The organism is Nodosilinea sp. LEGE 07298, assembly GCF_015207265.1.
Classification (GTDB): domain Bacteria; phylum Cyanobacteriota; class Cyanobacteriia; order Phormidesmidales; family Phormidesmidaceae; genus Nodosilinea.
On the sequence record NZ_JADEXE010000083.1, the window covers coordinates 1 to 23,014 of the forward strand.

The following is a 23,014-nucleotide window of genomic DNA, read 5'->3' on the forward strand; positions in this document are numbered from 1 at the left end:
GCCCCATGCTAGAAGCTGTGTTTCCTGATGTTAAGCAAAGGAACGTTAACCCAGGCTGCGGAGTCATCCCCGCGACGGGTTAAAGGTTTCTCTGGTTGCCCGTTATTCATCAGGTGTGTAGCCATGACTGTACCTACTCTCACCCCGCCCAGCGTGCAGTGTCCTGAATGCGGTGTGCACAGCATTGTGGAATATAAGCCCACGGTGTATCACTGCCTCAAATGCGGCTTTGAAAAAGATCTCAGCATTCCTCCAGAATCTAACGAGTCTGGACTCGGCTCAGCCATTATGGGCTTTGTTGGCTTTGGCCTAGTGCTACTCATTCTGCTGTAGGGCTAGCCAATCACTTGATAGTGCAAATGCACCACAGTATCATGGGGGGGCTGACCCTTGGGCTCCCCTATGGCCATTGTTTCTTCCCATACTCCCGACGACTCGGCCAAGCCCAAGGCGACAAAGTCTAAGGCGGCAAAATCGAAACTGTCGGCACCGCCTGCCGATGATGCCGCCCTGCAGCCGCTGCTCTCGTTAGTTAAGGGTGGCGATGTCCAGCCCGAAGACATCCAATCTGAGATCCCAGTTGCGGCAACAGATGCGCCAGCCGGAACGGCAACCCCAGAAGACAGCCTGCGACCCCAGCGCCTGCAGGACTACATTGGTCAGGCAGCATTGAAAGAGGTGCTAGGAATTGCTATTCAGGCGGCTCAGTCGCGCCAAGAGCCGCTTGACCACCTGCTGCTCTACGGGCCGCCGGGGTTAGGTAAAACCACCATGGCGCTCATTTTGGCCCAGGAAATGGGAGTGACCTGCAAAATTACGACCGCTCCAGCCCTGGAACGTCCCCGCGATATTGCCGGTCTGCTGGTCAGTCTCAAGCCCGGCGATGTGCTGTTTATTGACGAAATTCACCGACTACCTCGGGTCACTGAAGAAATTTTATACCCGGCTATGGAAGACTCTCGGCTCGATATCACCATCGGTAAGGGGCAGTCAGCCCGCACCCGCAGCATTCCGCTGTGCGCGTTTACTTTGGTGGGGGCGACAACGCGGGTGGGAGCGCTAAGTTCGCCGCTGCGCGATCGCTTTGGTCTGATTCAGCGGCTGCGATTCTACGAAATTGATGAACTGACCCCTATTGTGTTGCGCACCGCAGACGTCTTGAAAACTCCTATCGACTCCGCTGGAGCCGAAGAAATTGCCCGCCGCGCCCGAGGCACGCCCCGTATTGCCAATCGCCTGCTACGACGGGTGCGCGACTACGTCGAGGTCAAGGCAGCCGGTTCGATAACGGCGACCCTGGCGGCGGAAGCCCTAGAGCTGTTTAACGTTGACCCCTGCGGTCTCGACTGGACCGATCGCCGCCTGCTCTCAGTTATGGTGGAAAACTTTGGCGGTGGCCCCGTTGGCCTCGATACGATGGCCGCCTCTACCGGCGAAGACCCTCAAACTATTGAAGAGGTCTACGAACCCTACCTGCTGCAAATTGGCTATCTACAGCGTACTCCCAGGGGGCGAATGGTGACCCCCGCTGCTCGCCGTCACTTGGGCTACGATGAGGGGCTACCCGACGACGGCAGCCAAATGACGCTGCTGTAGTCATTGAATTGAGGAATGCCGGAAATTTCAGGCCCAGCTTACCCACTCACCCTCATGCCGTTTGACTATTAAAAGACACCATCGCCGCCCGCTCTCCTGGCAGATCAATAATGGCCTGCATGAGATTGGTTTGGTTGAGGTTGGCCCCCGACAGGTCGGTGCCCAGCAGGTTAGTGCCTAGCAGGTTGGCCCCCGACAGGTCGGCATTAGCCAGGCAGGCTCCCCATAGGTCGGCATGCATGAGGTTAGCCCCCGCTAAATTGGCTCCGCTGAGGTCTACCCCGGTGAGCCTGGCCCCGCTGAGGTCGGCTCCCCACAACGATGCCCCTGGAGTGAGATGGTGCAGGGTTTTGGGCACTTGAAACCCGCGCGGAAACTGAGTGCTGTCAGAGTAGAGCGCTCCGTCTAGGTTGGTGGTGGCCAGTTGACAACCCCGCAGGTTAGCGCCAATCAGGTTGGCCTGACCCAGGTCGGCGTGGCGCAGGTCGGCCCCGCGCAGGTCAGCCAGCATCAGGGTGGCCTGCCGCAGGTCGGCGTAGCGCAAGTCGCTATCGCCTATGAGGGCGCTGAGCAGATTAGCCTTTTTCAGCACAGCCCCAAACAGTTGGCTCTTGACCAGCAACGCTCCGCTCAGGTCGGCTGCGGTCAAGTCAGTGCCGCCCAGGTCGCGTTCCCGCAGGTCTTTGGTCGCTAGGCTTGCCCCTGGTTCTAGGTGCCACATCCGAGCCTGCTCAGGGTCAAACCCGTCAGGAAACTGGGTTCGAGCATTGTACAGCGCCCCTTCTAGACGAGCGGTATCGAGGTCTGCTCCAGTGAGCACCGCTTCTCGCAGGTCAGCCCAGCGCAGATCAGCACCCGATAGATTGGCATTGCTAAATTGAGCCTGCTTGAGGTTGGCGCGGCGAAAGTTGGCCTGGTTGAGGTTGGCCCGACTAAAGTCAGCGCCCCAAAAGTCAACTCTGGCTAGGCTCCAGTGGTTGAGGTCGGCCCCGGCCAGATTGATGCCGGTGAAATCTCGCTCTCCCTCCACAAAGGCTGTCCAAAGATGTTCTAGCGTTTTGAGATTCATGCTTATGTTCTGCTCAACGTTGCCTACGGACATAATTAGCGATCGCCTGTCTTTTGCCTATTGGGCTTTCACCCCTAGGACGGGTTATCAATTCTGGCCAAAATGCTTAGGAGACCAGCGTTGCTACGCCCGACCCCCAAAAAACAGGCTAGGGCAGGCTAGGGGCTGTAACGGCTGATTCTTAGGCCATTAGCGGCTAATGGATGATAGCCCCTAGCGGGCGGCCACTAGGTCGGGCCACGGAATCGCCTGCTGGGGTGGTTCTGACTCATGCACCCAAACCACGTAGCCGCTGTCATTTAACGTAGCGATCGCTTTTTTACCCTGTTGCTGCAGCTGCTGCACTAACCCCTGGGCTTTGTCTAGACTGGGGCGGCTGCGGTAGTAGCGGTAGTATTCGCCCTGTATGGCAAGAGCCAGGCAGTGGTGCTGGTTGGCCCCTTGAATGTGATATAGAGCGTGGTCTTCTATGGTCGTAGAGAGAAACTCGACCTCGGCTGAGGCCATGTCTTGAGGATTGGTTTTGGCGGTACTCTGTAGCAGACTGGCCCAGTCAAGGGTAGGGGTAGGACGCTCGTTTTCAGCTAAACTGGCTGCTTCTGTATCGGTCTGAGCTGAGGGATAGTCTATATCGGCGGGGTCAACCAGCGGGCGATCGCTGGTGGCTTCTATCACCTCATCGAGTAAGCTCTGGCGACGCTGCGATCGCCCCTGGCGCGATCGCATGGCTTCAGCGGTGCCAATGCCAATGGCAACGCTCGACAAGATGGCAAAGCCGATGTAGCGAATCGAAAATTCTTTGTGCTGATTGGTAATCAGGGCTGAGTCAACCCAATGGCTGAAGGGCTCAGGCAGTCGATCCGAAACCTGCACCGCATGGTCAGAGGCCATCGGCCAGGTTAAGGCTGCAAACCCAGCGCTAGACGCTAGCAAGGCAGGCAAAACAATCCGACGAAAAGGTGAATTATCCATAACAGAGAACACACTGAGGTGAGCAAGCACCCCCCTGGGGGATCTCCTTCAGAATACGCAATAGACCTACAAGAATCTGCGAATTCCCTACCAGTACTCTGTGATACTTTGATGAAACCTTGCGCTTGTCTACGTATTTATACGGCTATGCCGGTGCTGCTTAGAAACGGTTGGATGTCCTTTATGAAAAACATGTCAGCCGCTATCGCAACTTGATGCTGGCAGTCCTGATTGCCCACGACAGCGCTGATGATTGGAGTGCAATCTCTCTTAACCGGCTTTCCGGCTTAGCCTATGCGGTGGAATATATTAGTCAGCCTGCTGGTGCTGTTAACAGCCATTACGCCGACTGCTTTGCGGGTGGCGCGCGACCAACTGAGCCGCTACCAAATCCCAGATGCAGCTACAGAAACGGTGGCGGCGGCACGAGCACCCTCCAATTCGCGCAGCGAACCCTTGGGGCAGCGCCGCTGTCAACGGTGTAACCTAGAGGCAACCGACCTCAGTGGCCAAGACCTCAGCAACCAAAATTTTCGAGAGGCCAATATGGCCGAGGCCAATCTGACCGGCACCCAGCTGATCAATGCCGTGCTGCACCAAGCCAACCTCACCCAAGCCACCCTGCATCGTGTGAATCTCCAGGGGGCCGACCTCTCAGAGGCTATTTTGGTGCAGGCCGATCTGAGCCAGGCTCAAATGCTCCATACCAGCCTGGTCAAAGCCGACCTGACTAATGCCTCACTCACCCAGGCCGAACTGCGCGATGCCGCCCTGTGTTCAGCTCAACTGCGCCAGGCCAATCTCTCAGAGGCCAGCCTCTACGGCGCAATTTTGCGCCAGGCCGACCTATCTAACGCCGATCTACGCGGGGCTGATCTGCGCTATGCCGATCTCTACCAAGCTGATTTAACTAACGCTAACCTCACCGGGGCACGGCTGGAGTTTGCCACCATGCCCGATGGCATCACCTATAACCAGGGCTATATTCAGCCCGTTAACCCCTCCCAGGGCTGCGATGCCAGCCGCCCAGAAAGCGTCGCCGATCAGCCGACCCCCTAGCGCTATACGGTATTGCTGATTGGCAGCCTAGGCCGTGGCGGTAAAACGTTCTCGGCCTGGTTCCCAAAGGCGAAATCCACCCACAAAAGCATTGCTGTTGTGGCCGGGGCGGCAGCCTGCCGGTAGTTCTTTCAGCACCTTGATCTGACCACCACCGATCACAACATCATCAAGCTGTAGAGCTGCCGTTAGCTGACTCACACACGTTTCTACGTACTCACGCCACTTCTTTTTGCCCAAACGCTCCAGAGCACGCTTGCCAAGGTAGTACTCATAAGTACCCTTTTTGTAGGGCAGGTGAGCCAGTTCTAAAGGCACGACCACCCCTTCTACCACCATGGCCGACCCCAGCCCAGTCCCCAGACCTAAAAAGAGCATAGTGCCGCTTTCGTAGCTGCCCAAGGCCTGCATGGCTGCATCGTTAATAATGCGCACCGGGCAGCCGAAAGTCGCTTCAAAATCAAACCCGATCCAGCCGGGAGCCAGGTTATGGGGTTCTTTGGTAACCACACCCTTGGACACCAGTCCAGGATAGCCAATCGCCACGGCATCATAGGCCCAATCGCTAGCTAGTTCCTTGACTCCGGCGACCATAGCCTCTGGCGACATAGTGGGGCCAGAGGCAAACTTGCGAGCTTCGGTTTGGCCTGTCGCTAAAATCTTGACGTTGCTACCGCCGACATCTACCACCAGTACGTTCATGGTCACCCCTATGAATGCCTCAAACAAGTTCGCTAGACTAGCGCCCTCTGCTAGTGCCGGGCGTTCACTCATTCTAGGTTTCGGCGCTCAAGTGCTCCGGTTTCACCAGTATGACTTTAGAAAGTAGGGCAGAAACAAGTTCTCAAGTTACTGAAAGTTGACAATGCGCGCAAAGCTTTCGGGGTCAAGGCTGGCCCCTCCGACTAAAGCCCCGTCAATCTCCGGTTGAGCCATGAGCTCATCGACATTGCTGGGTTTGACCGAGCCGCCGTACTGAATGGTGACATCGGGATTTTTGAGTAGCTTGCGAATGCCGCCAATCACCTGGTTGGCATCGGCAGATTCGCAGGTGTCACCAGTGCCGATCGCCCAGATTGGCTCGTAGGCAACAATTAAATTGTTTTGGTCAATATCCACCAGGCCCTTTTCAATCTGGTTGGCAATCACCGCCTCAGTTTCGCCAGCATCGCGCTGGCTTTTGGTTTCACCTACGCACAAAATTGGGGTAAGGCCGCACTTCTGAGCGGCCTGTAGGCGCATATTTACGGTTTCATCGGTATCGGCAAAGTACTGGCGGCGCTCGCTGTGGCCCACGATCACGTAGCGCACTCCCAGTTCTCGCAGCATATCTCCTGAGATCTCACCGGTAAATGCACCTTCGGACATCCAGTGAATATTTTGGGCACCTACTTTAATTCTGGCTCCATGCAGACTTTTAGACAGTGCTCCTAGGGCCGTAAATGGCGCACACAGTACGATTTCGCGCCCGTCAGGGGTGTCGGTCAGTTGCCCCAAAAAATGGCGTAGAAAATCCAGGGTTTCGCCCTGGGTCTTGTACATTTTCCAGTTGCCAGCAATAACAATTTTTCGCACGGTAGTTCAAAGCCGAGGGTTGTACATATCAACTTGCATCACTGCATCCTACTAAGTAAAGGCCCCCGGATCAAATTCGATTTCCCGCAGCGGTTCGCAACCTAGAGCCTTGGGGGTTAGTCCTCGTAGCCAAGGGTCTCTGCGGCGCGGCGTTGCAGATAGGCGGCAATATCAGCCGAAATATCGGCATCTCGATAGGGATTACCCACAGGGTTACGCTCTAACAAAAACCCGTACAGCACACAGGCGGCCAGATAGGTACCATAAAGCGTGGGATGAGCATCGGGGGCAGCCAGTTCCAGCAGGGGCCAGGCCTGGCGAGAGAGGCCAAAGGCCAAGCCAACGGGAGCAACCCTAGCATCGAGGGTTGCTCCTAGAGTGCCATAGGCGGTAGACAGGTTTTTGGTAGTCACTCCCTGTGCCAGGCTGTCCTGACGTTCCCAGGTCATCATCAAAACAGGTTCCGCCCCGCTACGGCGAATTTCCTGGTTGAGTACCTTGGCATAGTATTCCGTAAAGGACGGGTTAATCACCGGTAGTTGGCTTTGGTCTTGCAGAATGACGTAGGTCCAGTTGCCTCCGCGAATGGTATTCAAGGTCGCTTCAGAACGAGCGTGATCTTTAAAGGAATAACCGGGTTCGCTAACGCTTTGGATTTGAAGGCTAGGTTCTAGCTTTTTCAAGTGATGGTCAATGCCGCCGTTGTAGTAAGTGAGGCTATTGCCCACAAATAAAATGCGTATGGGCGATCGCCCCAATTCAAAGCGTGGTTCGCCAACGGAGAGGTGGATTTGGCAAGCCCCTATTGCGATCGCTACCCCACTCAGCAGCACAAAAAACTGAACGATAGCTTGGACCTGTCTCAACCGGTTAGCCATCGTCCAGTTCTCCTGAAAAGCGCAGTTTCACGCACTGCGCCATTTTAGGTTGGGTGCAGGGAATCTCTGTCTACATTGCCCTATGGGAGTTCCCCGCTTGGCCAACCTAGGCTCGCGCGGCAGTAGCAGCACGGGCAGCAGCGGCCTCGTCGGGGTGAATATTGAGGCGGGTCAGGTTGATACGACCGCGACCATCAATTTCACGCACCTTAATGATCACTTCATCGCCAACGTTGACTTCATCTTCAACCTTGGCCACTCGGTAGTCGGCTAGCTGCGAAATGTGAATCATGCCCTCCTGGCCGGGCATAAACTCCACAAAGGCCCCGATGGGAATAACGCGGGTTACCTTGCCCACAAAGACGTCGCCTGCGGCGGGCTTGAAGACAATGGCCTCGATTAGCGCTTTGGCCTGGAGAGCCTTTTCGCCTTCGATGGAAGACACGGTAACCGTGCCGTCGTCGTTGATGTCGACTTTGGCTCCCGTTTGCTCGGTAATTCCTTTGATCTTCTTGCCGCCGGGGCCAATCACCATGCCGATCATCTCGGGGTCAATCTTAAAGCTGATCAGGCGGGGGGCGTAGGGCGATAGCTCCGTTCTGGGGGTATCGATGGTAGCCAGCATTTTCTCTAGAATGTGCAGCCGAGCGGGCTTGGCCTGGTTGACGGCGTCGGCAATCACCTTCATGGGCAAGCCGGTGATTTTCATATCCATCTGCAAAGCGGTAATACCGGTGTCGGTACCAGCGACTTTGAAGTCCATATCGCCCAAGAAGTCTTCGATGCCCTGGATATCGGTGAGAATGCGAACGTCTTCGCCTTGCTTAATTAGACCCATGGCGGCACCGCTGACCGGCTTGGTGATGGGCACCCCGGCATCCATCAGCGACAGGGTGGAGCCACACACCGACCCCATTGAGGTAGATCCATTGGAGGACAACACCTCCGACACAACCCGAATGACGTAGGGGAACTCTTCTTTGGGGGGCAGCACCGGCACCAGCGCTCGCTCGGCTAGGGCACCGTGACCAATTTCACGGCGACCGGGCGATCGCATGGGCCGAGTTTCGCCCACCGAGTAGGGGGGGAAGTTGTAGTGGTGCAGGTAGCGCTTCTCTTCATCAGGATGGAGGTCATCCATCATTTGGGCATCGCCAGGGGTGCCCAGGGTGGTCACCGACATCACCTGGGTCAGCCCGCGCCGAAACAGCCCGGTACCGTGCACGCGCTTGGGCAACAGCCCCACCTGACACGAAATCGGGCGTACTTCATCGAGCTGACGGCCATCGACCCGCACCTTCTCGTCGAGGATCTGCTGCCGCATCAGCTTTTTAGTGACTGACTTATAGGTGTTACCCAGGGCTTTGCCGTTCTCAGCCACCGCTACCTTGACCGGGTTGTCGTCTTCCAAGCCGTCAATGGCGGTAGCTAGCTCTTCTTTAATGGCGTCTAGCTTTTCGTCGCGCTCGGGCTTGGTGAGGCTAAATTGCTTCAGGACCTCTTTGATGGCCGCGGCGGTTTTTTCTTCAATGAAGGTAGCCAGAGTCGGATCGGTCTCAGGTTCTTGCTCGGTAGCAATCTCAATACCCAGCTCTTTAATTAGCTCTAGCTGAGCTTTGATCAGGTCTTGCACTACCTCATAGCCGAAGTCGATCGCTTCAATGACGTCGGCCTCCGGCAGTTGGTTGGCTCCGGCCTCAACCATAATGACGCCATCGGGAGAACCCGCGACGATCAGGTCTAGATCGCCGGTTTCGACTTCTTTATAGGTGGGGTTGATGATGAAATCGTCGCCCACCAGACCCACGCGCACAGCCGCCATAGGGCCATAAAAGGGAATTTTGGCCAGTAGCACCGCGATCGAAGCGCCAGTTGCCGCCAGTACATCGGGGGGCACATGCTCATCCATGGCCAGAGTGGTGGCGACAATTTGAATGTCATCGCGAATCCACTGAGGGAAGAGTGGCCGCATAGGCCGGTCAATCAGTCGAGAAATAAGGGTAGCGCGCTCTGGGGGGCGACCCTCCCGACGCAAAAATCCGCCAGGAATTCGCCCGGCGGCATAAAGGCGCTCTTCGTAATCAACCAGCAGGGGCAAAAAGTCGATGCCCTGACGTCCTGCCGAGCGGGTTGCCGTGACCAAAACGGCTGTTTCTCCCGACTGCACTAGCACTGCGCCCCCGGCTTGAGGAGCCAACAGTCCACCCCTTAGGTGAATATCGCGACCACCAAAGGATATTGTTTTTTCAAATTCTTGCATGTACGACTACGTCCTTTCTCTCTTACCATTCTTTTGGCTTCTTTACGCTTGATCGTAGCACCGATGGCGGCTATGGCTGATAGTAAGGGTCCCCAGAGCCAAAATTAGGCAAAAGACTTAAGATTTTGAGGCTGAAACTGTCGGCTACTGGCGTTATTTTGGATGAAATTTCTAGATGCAAACGACTCGCCCTAGGAGGCTACGGTTATCGCTGTACTGGTGACTGGGGTAGCAGGATTTATTGGCTCATTTGTAGCTCGGCGGCTATTAGATAGCGGCCAGCAGGTCTATGGCATTGATAATCTCAATGACTACTACGATGTGAGCCTAAAGCGCGATCGCCTGGCCCAGCTCACTCCTGACGAGGGCTTTACCTTTGAGCAACTCGATCTGTTCGATCGCGAGGGCATGCTGGCCCTGTTTCGTACCCATCGCTTTCAGTACGTCGTGCACCTAGCAGCACAGGCGGGGGTGCGCTACTCCTTGGAAAACCCTTTTGCCTATGCTGACAGCAATCTTTCCGGGTTTCTCAATGTGTTGGAGGGGTGCCGCCTGATGGGGGTCGACCACCTGGTCTTTGCGTCATCCAGCTCGGTGTATGGGGCCAACCGCAAAGTGCCGTTTGCGGTGGATGATCGGGTCGATTACCCGGTATCGCTATACGCTGCTACTAAAAAAGCCAATGAGCTGATGGCTCATGCCTACAGCAACCTGTACCAAATTCCGACCACAGGGCTGCGGTTTTTTACGGTCTACGGCCCCTGGGGGCGGCCCGATATGGCCTACTTTAAGTTCGTTGAGTCAATTTTGGGCGATCGCCCCATTCAGGTCTTCAACCAGGGCCAAATGAAGCGCGATTTTACCTACGTGGACGATGTTGTAGAAGGGGTGGTGCGAGTAATGGCGCACGTTCCTGCTGGGGGGACTCAATCTGACAGCGATAGCCAGGCTCCCTACAAAATTTACAATATCGGCAACCATCAGCCAGTAGAGCTGCTGCGCTTCATTCAGGTGATTGAAGCTGCCTTGGACAAAACGGCCCAAACGATTATGTGTCCGATGCAGCCGGGAGATGTACCTGCCACCTACGCTGATGTGAGTGATCTGATGGCGGATGTGGGCTTTGCGCCTAGCACTCCGCTTGAGGTGGGTATCGAGCGGTTTGTGGCATGGTACAGGCAATACTACGGCGTCTAGCTTAGTAAGCCAGAGTCTCTAGAGTTTCACGCAGGTAGCGGCGCACCAGCTGGTCGAGTGAGGCTGTTTCAGTCTCAGCACTACGGAGTTCGCCCTTCCAGCTCTTGAAGCCAGAGCTGCTGGCGATCGCGCACTTGAGGCTATACCAAATTTGGGCATGGTCAGAAAGCTGTGTGGAGCTTGCGGAGCGAATTATGGCCATAGCTGCCTCTAAAAAATCTAGATGACGTTAAACCTTGAGGTCATATCAACGTTCGGGGCGGTTCAATCAACCGGCGAGCCAGCAAAACCCCGATTGATTAGACAACCACTAATACAAGATAGCGCAACCGTTCCACCGCTATTGTGACAAAAACCACAGTCTCAAGGATTGAAAAATATCTATAAATATTGTGATCTTCCCCTGTCCAGCTTAGGGGTAGGCATCAGCGGCAATGGGCCACGGCTCTGAGCGGCTCACCAATTCGGGAGAGGATGCTTCTTCTATGTCGTCAACCTCAGGATGACGCGGGGCTGAGCCTTTACTGATAGAGTCATCTATCGCCGCGTGATCATCTGTTTCTGCGTTATCTATCCCTTCTCCAGCTTCTTCTCCCAGGTTTTCTGCCACGGCTACTTTGTGATGACTGGCTAACGCTGAGGACGTCTCCGTGGGCACGGGGGAGATGGCTAGATGCGCAGCCTCGGTGGCATGAACCGCCGGAGGAATATCTATGTCCAGTGGTTCTATGGTTGTTGAGATTTGGTGATTCAGACCTAGAAGCTCTGGGTCTTGATGCTCTGAGTCTTGATGTTCTGAGTCTTGATGCTTTAGCCGTACAGCTTCGTTGTCAGTTTCAACATCTTGCTCGGCTTGAGGAGTTGAATCCTGATTGGTCAGGCTGGGCAGAAGCTTACCCACCGATAGGCCCAGCCAGCTAAAGTTGGCGGCTATAGCCTCGGTGGGGTAGGGCAGAACCGCCGCCATACGACGGTCGGGTGTAGCTAGTACCTGTAGCACAGCTACGGGCACTTGTAAGAACAGATTGGCTAAGAAAAAGCCCACAATTGCGATCGCAATGCCGCCAATTCGCCCCCAGTCGCCAAAGGGGGTGATGTCACGAGCTAAAAATGCCAGGGGGTAGAGCTTCACCAATACCCATACCAGCGGTACAGGTACCAGTAGTGCCCCTAACCGTACCCGCCACTGGCGAAACTGGGTCAGCATGTGGCCCTGGTCATGGTTTAGGACGGCAGGGCGCAAGGCTATCCCCGGCAGGCTAAAGATGTAGAAGGGGCGGCGCAGCTGCATCACCAGCACTGGTAGTACCCCTAGTCCAACCATCAGACCCAACTCTAGGCCTGGCAGGGTGGGGTTACCCACCGCCAGTCCCATCAGGCACAGGTCGATCCACAGGGGCACAGTAGCCAAACCGGCCAAATGTACCCACAGGTATGGATCGTAGCGCCAGGGTGCCATTGCCTACTCCGTTGTTATGTACATCGTCATCGGATTTTGTTGGGTGCTTACAGGCAACGCTGGGCAGCTACGCCCAGCAAGTTGCCTAGGCCATCGCCAGGGTGCGACGCTTCGTAACCAGACGGTAGGCGTCAATGATGTCACCTTCCTTCCAGTCGCTGAAGTTGTCGATGCCGATGCCGCACTCGAACCCAGACGCCACGTCTTTGACGTCTTCTTTCATGCGCTTGAGGGAGTCGAGTTTGCCGGTGTAGACCACCTCGCCACCTCTCACCACCCGCAGGTTGCAGTTACGAGTCACCTTGCCCGAGAGCACATAGCAGCCTGCTACGGCCCCTTTGCGCACTGGGAATACGGCCCGTACTTCCACCTGACCCAGAGGCTCTTCGACCATTTCGGGCTCTAGCAGACCCTCCATGGCACCCTGGATATCGTCGAGCAGGTTGTAGATCACCTCGTAGTCACGCACATCGACGCCCTGGCGATCGGCAGACTGCCGTGCCCCAGGTGCCAGCGTGGTGTTGAAGCCGATGATGACGGCACCACTGGCTGCTGCCAGATCGACGTCGGTTTCGCTGATTTCGCCAGGAGCGGCCAGCAGCACCCGAATCTGCACTTCGTTTTGGGGCAGCTGCTGTAGCGCTGCCAGAATGGCTTCAATCGACCCTTGCACATCAGCCTTGAGCAGCAGGTTGAGATCCTTGAGATCGCCCTCCTGCACCTGAGCAGAGATAGTGTTGAGGGTAACGCGACGGGAGGCCATCGACTGCTGTAGACGAGACTGACGTTGCTCAAGCATGCGCTTGTCGGCCACAGCCCGAGCGGTCTTCTCATCGGTGTAGACCTCAAACTCATCCCCAGCGGCGGGTACGTCGTTAAGACCTAGCACCTCCACAGCAAAGGAGGGGCCAGCTACCTGAACCCGCTGCAGGCGATCGTCGAGCATAGCCTTGACTTTGCCCAGGATGGGACCAGCCACTAGAGAGTCGCCTACCCGCAGGGTGCCGTTCTGAATCAGTAGCGTTGCCACCGGGCCGCGAGCTTTGTCGAGGTTCGCCTCAATGACAGTACCGCGAGCGAGGCGATCAGGATTGGCTTGGAGATCTTCGACTTCGGCCACCAACACGATCATTTCCAGCAGGCTGTCGAGGTTGTCGCCGGCCAGGGCGCTAACCGGCACCATAATGGTGTCGCCACCCCATTCCTCGGGTACGAGGCCATGCTCCATCAGCTCTTGCTTGACGCGATCGGGGTTGGCGGTCTCTTTGTCGACTTTGTTGATAGCCACAATCAGCGGCACCTCGGCCGCCTTGGCATGACTAATCGCCTCGATGGTTTGCGGGCGTACGCCATCGTCTGCCGCCACCACCAGAATGGCAATGTCGGTAACCCGCGTACCCCGTGCCCGCATAGCCGTGAAGGCCTCGTGACCAGGGGTATCTAGGAAGACGATTTGATGAGATGTGCCCGCATGATCGATATCGACGTGGTAAGCACCGATATGCTGGGTAATACCACCAGCTTCGCCTTGGGCCACCTTGGTCTTGCGGATAGAGTCAAGCAGGGTGGTTTTACCGTGGTCAACGTGACCCATGATGGTCACCACGGGTGGCCGACGCTGGAGGCTTTCGAGGTCGGCCTCGTCGATCATTTCGGTGACCTTCTTGGCCTCCGATTCAACCTGGCTAGTTTCGACCATGACCTCGAACTCCTCGGCCACCATTTTGGCGGTTTCGATGTCGAGAGTTTGGTTGATGTTGGCTGCAATGCCCTTGAAGAAGAGCGATTTGATCAGCTCGGTTTCGGGTACCAGAATTTGCTCAGACAGCTCGTGTACCGTCAGCCCTTCGGAGAGAATGATGAATTCGGGACGCTCCTGAGTTGGCTGAGACTCGCCACGACGACCACGGCGAGAGCGACCACCACTGCTGCTGCTGTCGCGGTGCTGAGGCTTGTGGCTCTTCACGGTTGGCGATGACGGCTTGGCACCGCCTGCGCTCTTAGGCTTAGGCGGACGAGCCAGCGAGACGCTCAAATTTTGAGCATCGGTGACTTGGCCGTCGTCGTCCCCTAGCTCGTCAACCAATACGTCGAGGTCTTCTTCGTCTTCGCCCAGCACGCCCTGGCCACGGCGCTTGGTCTTACCGACCTTGCTGGCTTTTTCCCGCATTTTCTGGTCGTCATCCTCGTCTTCGCGTTCTTCGCGCTTATGACGAGGCGGTGAGGGGCGGCGAGGCTGCGATTCATCGAGACCGCCTACCCCAATCACAGAGATGGAAGAATCACTGCCAGCGGCTGGCTCGGTGCGGGCTGTTTCGGCTCTGGCCGTCTCAGCATCGGCGTTGGGCCGCCGCAGCTTGGGTTTGGGCTTCAGCCGAGGGACGTCTTCGTCGGCATCAATTTCGCGAATGGGAATGGTGGGACGCGCTGCACCTTCAGTCGGGCGGTCGGGGGGGCTACTGCTGCGATCGCGGCGAATGACGGGGCGCGGAGGCCGTACAGCCTCAGGGGCATCGGCGGGGCGATCGTCAACCTCAGGCCGCGATCGCGACACCGGGCTGACCAACTCTGGCTTAGGCTTTATCGGCGGTGCTGCCGGACGCTCAACGGTTTCGCTGCTGGCCTCAGCCGGGGCAGCGGGGGTAGGACGACTGGGTGCAACCGGAGGCTTGGGCTGTTCGTCAACCTGGCTGCTGCGTGGAGTAACCCCGGGCCGACTGGGTGGCTTGGATAGGTTATCGTTGCTGGGCCGCGCGGGCTTTTCCTGGGGAGCCGGTGCCGATGGGGCCGGGGCACTGGGCGCAGTCGGGGCGACGGCCTCAGCGCCAGACTTGGGGGTAACCCGGTGCCGACGAATTTCTAAAATTTGCTGCTTACGCTCAGGACGAGCACCATTTTTAACCGGTGCTGCCGGGCGAGGTCGATCGGGCCGATTGGGGCCACCGCTCGTGCGCGCCTGAAGCGCCGCCGAGCGAATTTGATCGGCTTCTGACTCAGCGATGGTGCTGCTGTGACTCTTCACGGCAATATCGAGGCGACTTGCGATCGCCAAGATGTCTTTGTTATCCAAATTCAATTCCTTCGACAACTCGTAAATTCTCACTTTGCCGTTCATCCACAACTCCCTACGCTAGTCAAGCTTGTTACATAATCCAACCTGCTTCGTCCAACAAAACGACATCAAACCATTCTGACGGATACGTTAGCCCTAGCAAGGCATTGTAAACCAAGGCTAGGTGGACATGGGACCCTAAGCAAGTTTACTGACGCCAAGAGGGGTCAGTTCAGATACCCATACTATGAGTGTAATCAGTTGCTTCCCCAATGAACAGAATCTCAGAGGGATCGCCCCTAAGAACGATTCATTTGCAAAAATTTTTGGTTAGGGCTCCTGATTACATCATAGGTTTTACTGAAAGCTATTGGGTTAAGGGCTGGCCTGGAACCCTGTCCGAATTTTCTGGCGCTGTTCTTTCTGGCGCTGCTTCTAGGCGCTGCCAGAGGGTTTGGTACATTTCCTCGGGTACATTGGCTTTGAGTGCGCGCCCCAGCCGCCCTTTCTTTTGAGCCTGGCGCAAGCAGTCGGCCCGAGGGCATAGATAGGCTGAACGCCCCATGCCTTCTCCCAGGCACACCGTGCGGTCTGGATAAACCCGCACCAGTCGCCAAAATTCGGCCTTGGGGCCGACCCGCCGACAGCTTGCGCAGCGTCGATAGTTGGGTTGCATCGGTGACCTACTCCAGATCGTTACTCTTCCTCTGCTGCCGCTTCCGGGGTTTCCTCATCCACCTCTTCATCCAGATCGGCGGCTTCAGATTCATCCAGACCTTCATCCAGATCGGCGGCTATGGCCACTGGTTCTACTGGCTCTGGGTCAGCGGCTTCAGGTTGGGCGGGAAGTGCTGCTTCTGGGCCTGCGTCATCAGAGGGTTCGTCAACCTCTAGGCCTGCTGCACGGGCCTCTGCTGCAGCCCATTCTGCTGCTGCTGCTGCTTTCCACGCCGCGGCCTCAGCCTCCTCAGCTGCCAACTCAGCGGCTTCGGCCGCCGCCGCTTCTTTGGCCGCAATTAGATTGGCAATTTTGCGGTCTTCCTCTTCATAGTCGTACTTGCCAGAGTCTTTGATATCAATTTTCCAACCGGTCAGACGAGCGGCCAAACGCACGTTTTGGCCCTCTTTGCCGATCGCTAGACTGAGCTGATCTTCGGGCACCAGCACGTGGGCCTGGCGATCGTCAGGATTGACCAGGCGCACCTCGTCGACGCGGGCGGGGCTAAGGGCGTTAGAGATGTAGGTAGCTGGGTCGGGCGACCAGCGAATGACGTCAATTTTCTCACCCCGCAGCTCGTTGACCACCACCTGAATGCGTGATCCCCGCGCCCCAATACAGGCCCCTACCGGATCTACATCGCGCTCTAGGGTGTCTACAGCAATTTTAGTTCTGGGGCCAACCGAACGAGACGGGGGGTTGGCCTCGCGAGCCACGGCCACAATACGGACAATTTCGTCTTCAATTTCGGGCACTTCGTTGGTGAATAGCTCGACCACGAGTGCTGCATCGGCCCGCGAAACCAGCAATTGTGGGCCTCGGTGAGACCCTTCGGAGACCTTCTTGAGCGCTACGCGGAAGGTGGCATTGGCGCGGTAGTTGTCGTTGGGCAACTGGTCGCGCTTGAGTAGCTCGGCTTCGACCTCAGGCTGGCCCACGCCGCTGACGACCGCCATAATCACCGACTGACGCTCAAACCGCAGCACTCGCGCCGAGAGAATGCTGCCTTCGAGGTCTTGAAACTCTTCTTGAACGAGCTTACGCTGCTGATCGCGCAGCTTTTGGGCCAGTACCTGCTTAGTTTGAATGGCCGCCATCCGGCCAAAGTCTCGCTGATCTGGGGTGACATCGAGCACCACCGTGTCGCCCGCCTGAGCCTCGGGGGCCACTTCGCGCACCTCGGACAGGGCAATTTCGTGGTCTTGGCTAGTGACTTCGTCGACGATGGTTTTGGTGGCCAGTACCCGGAAGCCCTGGTCGTCGTAGTCGTCGACGTCTAGCTCGATATCAAAGTTGTCAAAGTACTCTTCGTCGAAATGGGTGTCGATTTCGCGGGTGCGGCGGTAGCGCTCGTATCCTTTGAGCAGGGCCTCTCTCAGGGCATTCTCAACCGCGTGCTTGGGCAGATTGCGCTCGCGGCTAATGACATCGATCATCTCCTGCAAATTTGGCAGACTTACTAGCGACATAACCTACTCACCTCTAGGCAATAAATCTAAGCAATAAAACTGGGTCAATCTCAAAAACTGAATGCGGCGGTCTGACGGTGCGGGTAGAGCCTCTAGTCGGGGCTTTGGTCACTCAACTCCGCCTTGGTCACCAGGTGGCGGGGTAGGGTAATAGCCTTTCCTTTTTGGCTGAGCACGACAGCGTCATCGTCGCGGCGCACCAACTGGCCGACCCACAGCTGTTTGCCCTTGTGCGCTTCACTCAAGGCGACTTCGACCATAAACCCCTTGAACACTACAAAGTCGCGATCGGTTTCTAGGCCAGCAGAAACCCCTGGGCTTGACACCTCCAGCACATAGGTATCAGGGATGACGTCGGTAGTATCCAGCACAGCCTCAAGGGCCTGGCTCATCTTTTCGCAGTCATCTAGGCCGGTATCTTCGTTTTCTAAACTGCGCACATCAATGCGCAGCACCGGGGGAGACTGGTTGGTGTGAAAAACTGCTTCAACCACTTCTAGCCCTAGCTCCTGAGCAACGGGGGCCGCCAGTTCCAGCACCTGGGGAATAAGGGGATGTACCATCTGATACTTGAAAGAATGCCAATAAAAAAGTGGGCCTTGACCCACCTCCCAAAACATTACTGCTAAAGGAGCCCAAACCCGCGAGGGCTTGAGCTTTATCATTTTAGCGGATTGTGGCGGTAATGAAGTAGGTCAGCCGTATTCTCCCCTAATTATTTGGGCAAACACTGTTCACCGTTGCCGGTAAACGCCAGGGGATAGTCTGGGCTGAGCGGATACCCCTCTGGCCCCGCTTTAAAGCCGTAGCCTCGGACAATTTGGTAGGTTTGCAGCAGATGGCCAAAGCGGCGGACTTCGAGCGTTTTGGGTGGGTCTACTCGCTCAAACATAGCCAGATGGGTGGGGCAGATGGGGTGCCAGGTTTCGCCCAGCAGCACGGCATCGCGATCGCCTAGAGCGGCGGCATCGTACCAAAAGTCAAACTGGTCAAGACGGCCTGAGATGGCGAGTACGTTGGGGTTGTCTAGGGTATAAGCCAGGGCTGAGGCCGAGCGGTAGTCAGTGGTGAGTAGGAGGGGATCATCCAGGCTTTGAGCCTGAGCGATGACCTCCTGGGCTACCTGGGGCCAGCCGAAGAGAGCTGCGCCATCGGGGTCAGTTGCGCCAAAGAAGATGCTGAAGGGAATGACGGTGTAGTAGCCAACTAAGGCTGTGGCTGCAAAGAGGCCCAAACCCTGGGCGATCGCCAGCTGCCCAGCCCGCACCAGTTTTGCTCCCTCGGGTCGATAAAACCGATCGCTCAGCAGCGGCAGCAGCAGCGGGTAGGCCAAAATATTCCAGTAGAACAGGGCGACCGAAACAGTCGAGAGGGCTGTAAAAGCGGCGGTGGAGAGGCCAAAGATCCACAGCGCTAGGGCTGGGTAGCAGGAGGTGCGGGTGATGGCGGTTTGGCCGCGCTTGCCCAGCAGACGGCCAATGCTCCAGGTTTGGATGGGGCCGAGAATGAGGCCGCACAGGGTCAGAAAGACCAGGGGCTGTAGCAGGTTGAGGCTGAGGCTGCCGCCAGCAGTGCGATCGCGGTAAAAGCGAAACGAAAAAAAGTCGTGCTGAATATTCCAGATCAGAATGGGCGAGAGTACTAGCAAGAGCAGCCCCAGGGCCAGATAGAGGCGGCGATCGCGCAGCAGTAGCCACCGTTTTTTGTCGGTCACAATCAGGGCTAAAAAGCCCAGCCCAACAAATAGCGCGTTGTACTTGCACAGCCCGGCTAGACCTAAAAACAGAGCGGCCCCGTACAGGTTTTGACTGTTCCCGCCAATACCAGGATTTTTGACGGCCTCATCCACGTAGCGCACAAACAAAAAGCTGCTGATCACCGCAAAGGTGACCAGCCAGTGATCGTGCCAGGCCAGGCCCAGATACCAAAACAATAGCGGCGATGACAGACCCAGCAAGACGACCAGCCAGACGCGATCGCGGCCCTGCTCACCGTAGAGGTATCGGCAGATGTGGTAGAACGTAACCCCTAAAATGCCGCTGCTGATGGCGTTGGGCAGCCGCAGCACTAGGGTGGATCGTCCCAGGACCGCAAATAGTCCCTGCACCCAGGCGTGAAAGGGCGGGTGGTCGTAGTAGGAAAAACCCGGTCGCTGCCCCCAGAGCCAGTAGTAGGCTTCGTCGGGGTTCGGAAACGCGATCAGCCAAAAGCCGACGCGCAGAACCAAAAATCCCAGCAAAAACCAGCGTCCCCAGTGCCAAATCGGAGACTGAAACAGAACCCAGCGTTTACTCATCGGGTGATTCTAAGGCGCTGGTGTCGATGTCGTCTAGCTCTGGAATGTCGCCAATGTCGAGCGTACTGGAGGTTTCAATCGGGTCTTCGACCACGGCGTCGAAGGGCAGAATGACCGTGGGCAGGCCCGCCCCCTGCAGCCCCTGCAAAATGTGACTCGGTGTTTCAGGAAACACCACGAACAGAGGATGGCTTTTATCGGTGCCGTCGCTGAGCAGGTGCTGGTATTTTTGGGGCAGCAGCCACTCATAGCCGCGATCGATCAAAATTTGCGTGTGCCGCCAGCGCATCAGCAAATCGGAAAAATCTTCCAGGGGGCGGTGAATATAAACAAATATTTCGACGCCCGTTTTGATTTTCCACTCAGGGTCGCACATTAGCAGGGCGACATCGCAGGGTAGCGTTACCACCGCACCAGGCGGTATACCATCCCCGTGGGGGTTCAGGTGCACCGCATCGCGCACCCGCACATTGGGCAGGGGCAGCGTGATCAAGCTTTCTTCGGGCCGCCGCATACTGGGTACCGCCTCCAGGTAGGGGCGATGGCGCTTGAGCAGTTCTAACGCGCCTTCGTGGTCGGTGCAGACCGAGAGCAGCGTTTCGTACTGGTTGGGGTGAGTCGCCATGCTATCTACCGAAAGTACGGGTCAACGTAGTGTTCCCTGCATTTTATCGAACCTGGCGAGGGTTACCCTGGCTCCAGGCTATCGGAACTAATTTTTCAGAATCTAAGCCTGGCAGAACTCTCTTTGCCCAACCCAATAAAACCCTTAACCCCATCAGCACAGCGAGAACTGTCAGAGCGATTACTGTACGCAGGGCCACAAATATTTGTGAGAGAACCCCCTAGTTCCTACAATAGGTAAACTAACCACTGGTTCTAAAACCCTGGAGGAATTCATGAGTCGTCCGGTAATCCTCGGTATTGTGGGCGATAGCGCCGCAGGCAAAACAACCCTGACGCGGGGTATTGCCCAAATTCTAGGCGAAGACCAGGTCACTACCATCTGCACGGACGACTACCATCGCTACGATCGCAAACAGCGTAAAGAAATGGCCATTTCGGCCCTGCACCCTGACTGCAACTACATCGACATTATTCAACAACACCTGGGCCTGCTGCGTACCGGGCAGCCCATCCTCAAGCCCATCTACAACCACACTAGCGGTGGGTTTGACGCACCCGAATACATTGAGCCCAAGCGCTTTGTAATTGTCGAAGGGTTGCTGGGCTACTCAACCCGGGCCTGCCGCGACGCCTACGATGTGAAGGTCTACCTGGCCCCGCCTGAAGACCTGCGCGCTAATTGGAAGATTAAGCGCGACACCCGCAAGCGTGGCTACACCCCTGAAGAAGTAATCGATCAAATCAAAGCGCGAGAAGAAGACTCTGAAGCCTTCATTCGTCCCCAGCGCCAGTGGGCTGACGTGGTAGTCAGTTTCTACCCCCCCGAAAACGAAAAAAGCGAGGATGAACTGCTGCTCAACGTGCGGTTAGTAATGCGACCCACCATTCCTCACCCCGACTTCACCCACCTGCTTGAAGATAAAAACGGCGGCTCTCTCAGCGATGCGGTGCGCATGGGTCTCGATCGCGACATGGGCAAGCCCGTAGACGTGCTCGAAATCGATGGCCACGCCACCGAAAAGCCTGTCCAAGAGCTAGAGCGCACCTTGTGTGGCGAAATCCCTTACCTGGGCAAGTTTTGCAGTATTGAGGGCAACACCGACATTGGCAAGGTGGTGGGCACCACGGGCGAAACCCTACAAAGCTACCCGCTAGCGCTGACCCAGCTGCTGATTACTTACCACATGCTCAAAGCGGCCAACATCTACACCTAGAGATACCAAAAGGCAAACTCACCGTCTACCTATGTGAGCGGTGTTAAACCTTTGATTCATACCTATCTCTGAGATTGCAAGGGGGGGTGACTTAGTCAACCCCCCTTGCAGCTGTACGGATCAAAAGCACCTACTGCTGAGATACAGCCTCAGCCTGGGACAGCTCGGTCAACATCATTTGAATGAAGCCGGAGGCAACCTCTGCCGACTGATCGTGGGTAGCAAAGACAACAGCCAGACTGTTAGCGTCGCCAGCCCCGTAGCACAGAACACGAAAGCTGCCGTCTTCGAAGTAGCCAGTGCGGTCAATGCCGCCCTGGTCAGATTCTACCCCCAGGCCGCTGATCAACCGATCGGCCCGGTTTAGGCAGCCTTCTACATTAGTCTCTAAAAGCTGGTCTCCGCTGGCAATCTCGGGCCGAGCGATCGCAGGCAGAGTGAGAGAAACGAGGCCCAGGCTGGCCAGGGCGATCGCGTATAGATGCCGTTTCATAGGAATTACACTTAACGTCACAACAGATGCCGTTCTTGGGTACACTGCTACAGCCAGCGGCGGGCTCATGCGTCACGGCCTGGTTACTTATTACAAATTGCCCCTCCGGTTTCCGGATACCTTTCCTGTCCCTATAGACAATAAAAAGCGCCGAGGGCTTGCCGCCGGCGCTTAGGGGTGTTGAGGAGTGAACGATTAATAATTAATGTACGGGTGGAGTATGTCACTGAGGTAGCCTGGATATGTCAACCCTGTGACATTTTCCCAAACTATTTTCTCTGTGACCCAGCCTGACGCCCTGCGCGCTTTACTCAACGCTGTTTCCCAAGGGCAGCTTAGCTCCGATGCTGCCTTCGACCAGCTCAAATATCTTGGCTTTGAACCCATCGACGACTTTGCTAAAGTCGATCATCATCGCAGCCTGCGTACCGGCTTTCCAGAGGTGATCTGGGGGCCGGGCAAAACGGTGCACCAAATCGTGCAGATTATGCGTAGTCTGCATCAACACAACCCAGTGGTGATGGCCACCCGTATTGAACCTGAGGTCTATGCCCAGGTGCAACAGCAGATTCCAGGGGCGCTGTACTACGATATGGCCCGCATCTGCGCCCTGGTACCCTTAAACCGGGCTGCTCAGCACCCTGGCACCATTGGGGTGCTCACGGCGGGCACCGCCGACCTCCCGGTGGCTGAAGAAGCCGCTATTACCGCCGAGCTGTGTGGGTTTACCGTCAAGCGCCTGTGGGATGTGGGGGTCGCCGGGCTGCATCGCCTGCTGCACCACCGCCAGCTCATTCGCGATATGGATGTGCTGATTGTGGTCGCTGGCATGGAGGGGGCGCTGCCCAGCGTTGTAGCGGGCCTAGCCGACTGCCCGATTGTGGCGGTGCCCACCAGCGTGGGCTATGGGGCCAGCTTTAATGGTCTGTCGGCCCTGCTGACCATGCTCAATTCATGTGCAGCGGGCATTGGCGTAGTCAACATTGACAACGGGTTTGGGGCAGCGGTGTTGGCGGGGCAAATTTTGCGGACCGGGGCACGACTGGGCGGCAGAGGAGTGGGGGAGTAGGCGAGTGGATG

General features: G+C 56.6%; 21 protein-coding genes. 6 read left to right on the forward strand and 15 right to left on the reverse strand.

Features of this window, described 5'->3' with window-relative positions; genetic code table 11:
- Window positions 1-123: 123 nt before the first annotated feature.
- Window positions 124-333 carry a hypothetical protein gene (locus tag IQ273_RS13240; RefSeq protein WP_194023649.1) on the forward strand — a complete coding sequence of 70 codons (210 nt, stop codon included), beginning with the start codon at window positions 124-126 and terminating at the stop codon, window positions 331-333.
- Between the two features lie 69 nt (window positions 334-402).
- The gene (gene ruvB / locus IQ273_RS13245) at window positions 403-1,596 is read left to right on the forward strand and encodes a Holliday junction branch migration DNA helicase RuvB (protein WP_228052968.1); all 1,194 of its coding nucleotides are present in this window, start codon (window positions 403-405) and stop codon (window positions 1,594-1,596) included.
- Between the two features lie 52 nt (window positions 1,597-1,648).
- On the opposite strand, the gene IQ273_RS13250 is transcribed toward ruvB, so the two are convergent.
- On the reverse strand, window positions 1,649-2,665 hold the full coding sequence (locus IQ273_RS13250; protein ID WP_194023650.1) for a pentapeptide repeat-containing protein: 1,017 nt from the start codon (window positions 2,663-2,665) through the stop codon (window positions 1,649-1,651).
- 213 nt (window positions 2,666-2,878) lie between these two features.
- Window positions 2,879-3,637, reverse strand: a complete 759-nt coding sequence (locus IQ273_RS13255; protein WP_194023651.1) for a hypothetical protein — start codon at window positions 3,635-3,637, stop codon at window positions 2,879-2,881.
- Between the two features lie 294 nt (window positions 3,638-3,931).
- On the opposite strand from IQ273_RS13255, the gene IQ273_RS13260 reads away from it, so the two are divergent.
- Entirely contained in the window at window positions 3,932-4,696 is a 765-nt protein-coding gene (locus tag IQ273_RS13260) for a pentapeptide repeat-containing protein (protein WP_194023652.1), read from the forward strand.
- Window positions 4,697-4,723: 27 nt separating this feature from the next.
- Here IQ273_RS13260 and IQ273_RS13265 read toward each other — a convergent pair whose 3' ends face one another.
- The 4 genes from IQ273_RS13265 to IQ273_RS13280 all read right to left on the reverse strand — a co-directional run bounded on the left by IQ273_RS13265 (window position 4,724) and on the right by IQ273_RS13280 (window position 9,409).
- Window positions 4,724-5,398, reverse strand: coding sequence for an ROK family protein (locus tag IQ273_RS13265; protein ID WP_194023653.1), 675 nt, complete (start codon window positions 5,396-5,398; stop codon window positions 4,724-4,726).
- 147 nt (window positions 5,399-5,545) lie between these two features.
- Window positions 5,546-6,271: a triose-phosphate isomerase gene (gene tpiA, locus IQ273_RS13270; RefSeq protein ID WP_194023654.1), complete on the reverse strand. Its 726-nt coding sequence runs from the start codon at window positions 6,269-6,271 to the stop codon at window positions 5,546-5,548.
- Between the two features lie 116 nt (window positions 6,272-6,387).
- Window positions 6,388-7,149 (reverse strand): DUF4886 domain-containing protein, encoded by a 762-nt coding sequence (locus IQ273_RS13275; protein ID WP_194023655.1) that lies wholly within the window; start codon window positions 7,147-7,149, stop codon window positions 6,388-6,390.
- A 106-nt stretch (window positions 7,150-7,255) separates the two neighbouring features.
- Entirely contained in the window at window positions 7,256-9,409 is a 2,154-nt protein-coding gene (locus IQ273_RS13280) for a polyribonucleotide nucleotidyltransferase (protein WP_194023656.1), read from the reverse strand.
- Between the two features lie 207 nt (window positions 9,410-9,616).
- On the opposite strand from IQ273_RS13280, the gene IQ273_RS13285 reads away from it, so the two are divergent.
- Window positions 9,617-10,606 (forward strand): NAD-dependent epimerase, encoded by a 990-nt coding sequence (locus IQ273_RS13285; RefSeq protein ID WP_194023669.1) that lies wholly within the window; start codon window positions 9,617-9,619, stop codon window positions 10,604-10,606.
- A gap of 1 nt (window position 10,607) precedes the next feature.
- On the opposite strand, the gene IQ273_RS13290 is transcribed toward IQ273_RS13285, so the two are convergent.
- The 8 genes from IQ273_RS13290 to IQ273_RS13325 all read right to left on the reverse strand — a co-directional run bounded on the left by IQ273_RS13290 (window position 10,608) and on the right by IQ273_RS13325 (window position 20,225).
- Entirely contained in the window at window positions 10,608-10,808 is a 201-nt protein-coding gene (locus IQ273_RS13290; RefSeq protein ID WP_194023657.1) for a hypothetical protein, read from the reverse strand.
- Window positions 10,809-11,018: 210 nt separating this feature from the next.
- The gene (locus IQ273_RS13295; protein ID WP_194023658.1) at window positions 11,019-12,065 is read right to left on the reverse strand and encodes a low-complexity tail membrane protein; all 1,047 of its coding nucleotides are present in this window, start codon (window positions 12,063-12,065) and stop codon (window positions 11,019-11,021) included.
- Between the two features lie 85 nt (window positions 12,066-12,150).
- On the reverse strand, window positions 12,151-15,180 hold the full coding sequence (gene infB, locus IQ273_RS13300; RefSeq protein WP_194023659.1) for a translation initiation factor IF-2: 3,030 nt from the start codon (window positions 15,178-15,180) through the stop codon (window positions 12,151-12,153).
- Window positions 15,181-15,484: 304 nt separating this feature from the next.
- Window positions 15,485-15,793: a YlxR family protein gene (locus IQ273_RS13305; protein ID WP_194023660.1), complete on the reverse strand. Its 309-nt coding sequence runs from the start codon at window positions 15,791-15,793 to the stop codon at window positions 15,485-15,487.
- A 20-nt stretch (window positions 15,794-15,813) separates the two neighbouring features.
- A complete protein-coding gene (gene nusA / locus IQ273_RS13310) occupies window positions 15,814-17,304 on the reverse strand; it encodes a transcription termination factor NusA (RefSeq protein ID WP_194023661.1) in 1,491 nt (496 codons plus the stop codon).
- A 92-nt stretch (window positions 17,305-17,396) separates the two neighbouring features.
- Entirely contained in the window at window positions 17,397-17,867 is a 471-nt protein-coding gene (rimP, locus tag IQ273_RS13315) for a ribosome maturation factor RimP (protein WP_194023662.1), read from the reverse strand.
- Between the two features lie 152 nt (window positions 17,868-18,019).
- Window positions 18,020-19,600 carry a glycosyltransferase family 39 protein gene (locus IQ273_RS13320; RefSeq protein WP_194023663.1) on the reverse strand — a complete coding sequence of 527 codons (1,581 nt, stop codon included), beginning with the start codon at window positions 19,598-19,600 and terminating at the stop codon, window positions 18,020-18,022.
- The gene (locus IQ273_RS13325) at window positions 19,593-20,225 is read right to left on the reverse strand and encodes a hypothetical protein (RefSeq protein ID WP_194023664.1); all 633 of its coding nucleotides are present in this window, start codon (window positions 20,223-20,225) and stop codon (window positions 19,593-19,595) included. The genes IQ273_RS13320 and IQ273_RS13325 overlap by 8 nt, the downstream gene beginning before the upstream one ends.
- 274 nt (window positions 20,226-20,499) lie before the next feature.
- Here IQ273_RS13325 and IQ273_RS13330 point away from each other — a divergent pair, with 274 nt between their 5' ends.
- Window positions 20,500-21,441, forward strand: coding sequence for a phosphoribulokinase (locus tag IQ273_RS13330; RefSeq protein WP_194023665.1), 942 nt, complete (start codon window positions 20,500-20,502; stop codon window positions 21,439-21,441).
- Between the two features lie 130 nt (window positions 21,442-21,571).
- On the opposite strand, the gene IQ273_RS13335 is transcribed toward IQ273_RS13330, so the two are convergent.
- The gene (locus IQ273_RS13335; protein ID WP_194023666.1) at window positions 21,572-21,934 is read right to left on the reverse strand and encodes a hypothetical protein; all 363 of its coding nucleotides are present in this window, start codon (window positions 21,932-21,934) and stop codon (window positions 21,572-21,574) included.
- 280 nt (window positions 21,935-22,214) lie between these two features.
- On the opposite strand from IQ273_RS13335, the gene larB reads away from it, so the two are divergent.
- On the forward strand, window positions 22,215-23,003 hold the full coding sequence (gene larB, locus IQ273_RS13340) for a nickel pincer cofactor biosynthesis protein LarB (RefSeq protein WP_194023667.1): 789 nt from the start codon (window positions 22,215-22,217) through the stop codon (window positions 23,001-23,003).
- Window positions 23,004-23,014 lie beyond the last annotated feature (11 nt).

Bases quoted from the DNA above. Each gene is read 5' to 3' on its own strand.
- IQ273_RS13305 (WP_194023660.1), bottom strand. From the start codon at position 15,793: ATGCAACCCAACTATCGACGCTGCGCAAGCTGTCGGCGGGTCGGCCCC.
- IQ273_RS13325 (WP_194023664.1), bottom strand. From the start codon at position 20,225: ATGGCGACTCACCCCAACCAGTACGAAACGCTGCTCTCGGTCTGCACC.
- rimP (WP_194023662.1), bottom strand. From the start codon at position 17,867: ATGGTACATCCCCTTATTCCCCAGGTGCTGGAACTGGCGGCCCCCGTT.
- IQ273_RS13320 (WP_194023663.1), bottom strand. From the start codon at position 19,600: ATGAGTAAACGCTGGGTTCTGTTTCAGTCTCCGATTTGGCACTGGGGA.
- IQ273_RS13240 (WP_194023649.1), top strand. From the start codon at position 124: ATGACTGTACCTACTCTCACCCCGCCCAGCGTGCAGTGTCCTGAATGC.
- infB (WP_194023659.1), bottom strand. From the start codon at position 15,180: ATGAACGGCAAAGTGAGAATTTACGAGTTGTCGAAGGAATTGAATTTG.
- IQ273_RS13295 (WP_194023658.1), bottom strand. From the start codon at position 12,065: ATGGCACCCTGGCGCTACGATCCATACCTGTGGGTACATTTGGCCGGT.
- nusA (WP_194023661.1), bottom strand. From the start codon at position 17,304: ATGTCGCTAGTAAGTCTGCCAAATTTGCAGGAGATGATCGATGTCATT.
- IQ273_RS13330 (WP_194023665.1), top strand. From the start codon at position 20,500: ATGAGTCGTCCGGTAATCCTCGGTATTGTGGGCGATAGCGCCGCAGGC.
- IQ273_RS13265 (WP_194023653.1), bottom strand. From the start codon at position 5,398: ATGAACGTACTGGTGGTAGATGTCGGCGGTAGCAACGTCAAGATTTTA.
- IQ273_RS13260 (WP_194023652.1), top strand. From the start codon at position 3,932: ATGCGGTGGAATATATTAGTCAGCCTGCTGGTGCTGTTAACAGCCATT.
- IQ273_RS13290 (WP_194023657.1), bottom strand. From the start codon at position 10,808: ATGGCCATAATTCGCTCCGCAAGCTCCACACAGCTTTCTGACCATGCC.
- IQ273_RS13250 (WP_194023650.1), bottom strand. From the start codon at position 2,665: ATGAATCTCAAAACGCTAGAACATCTTTGGACAGCCTTTGTGGAGGGA.
- IQ273_RS13280 (WP_194023656.1), bottom strand. From the start codon at position 9,409: ATGCAAGAATTTGAAAAAACAATATCCTTTGGTGGTCGCGATATTCAC.
- IQ273_RS13275 (WP_194023655.1), bottom strand. From the start codon at position 7,149: ATGGCTAACCGGTTGAGACAGGTCCAAGCTATCGTTCAGTTTTTTGTG.
- IQ273_RS13255 (WP_194023651.1), bottom strand. From the start codon at position 3,637: ATGGATAATTCACCTTTTCGTCGGATTGTTTTGCCTGCCTTGCTAGCG.
- IQ273_RS13335 (WP_194023666.1), bottom strand. From the start codon at position 21,934: ATGAAACGGCATCTATACGCGATCGCCCTGGCCAGCCTGGGCCTCGTT.
- ruvB (WP_228052968.1), top strand. From the start codon at position 403: ATGGCCATTGTTTCTTCCCATACTCCCGACGACTCGGCCAAGCCCAAG.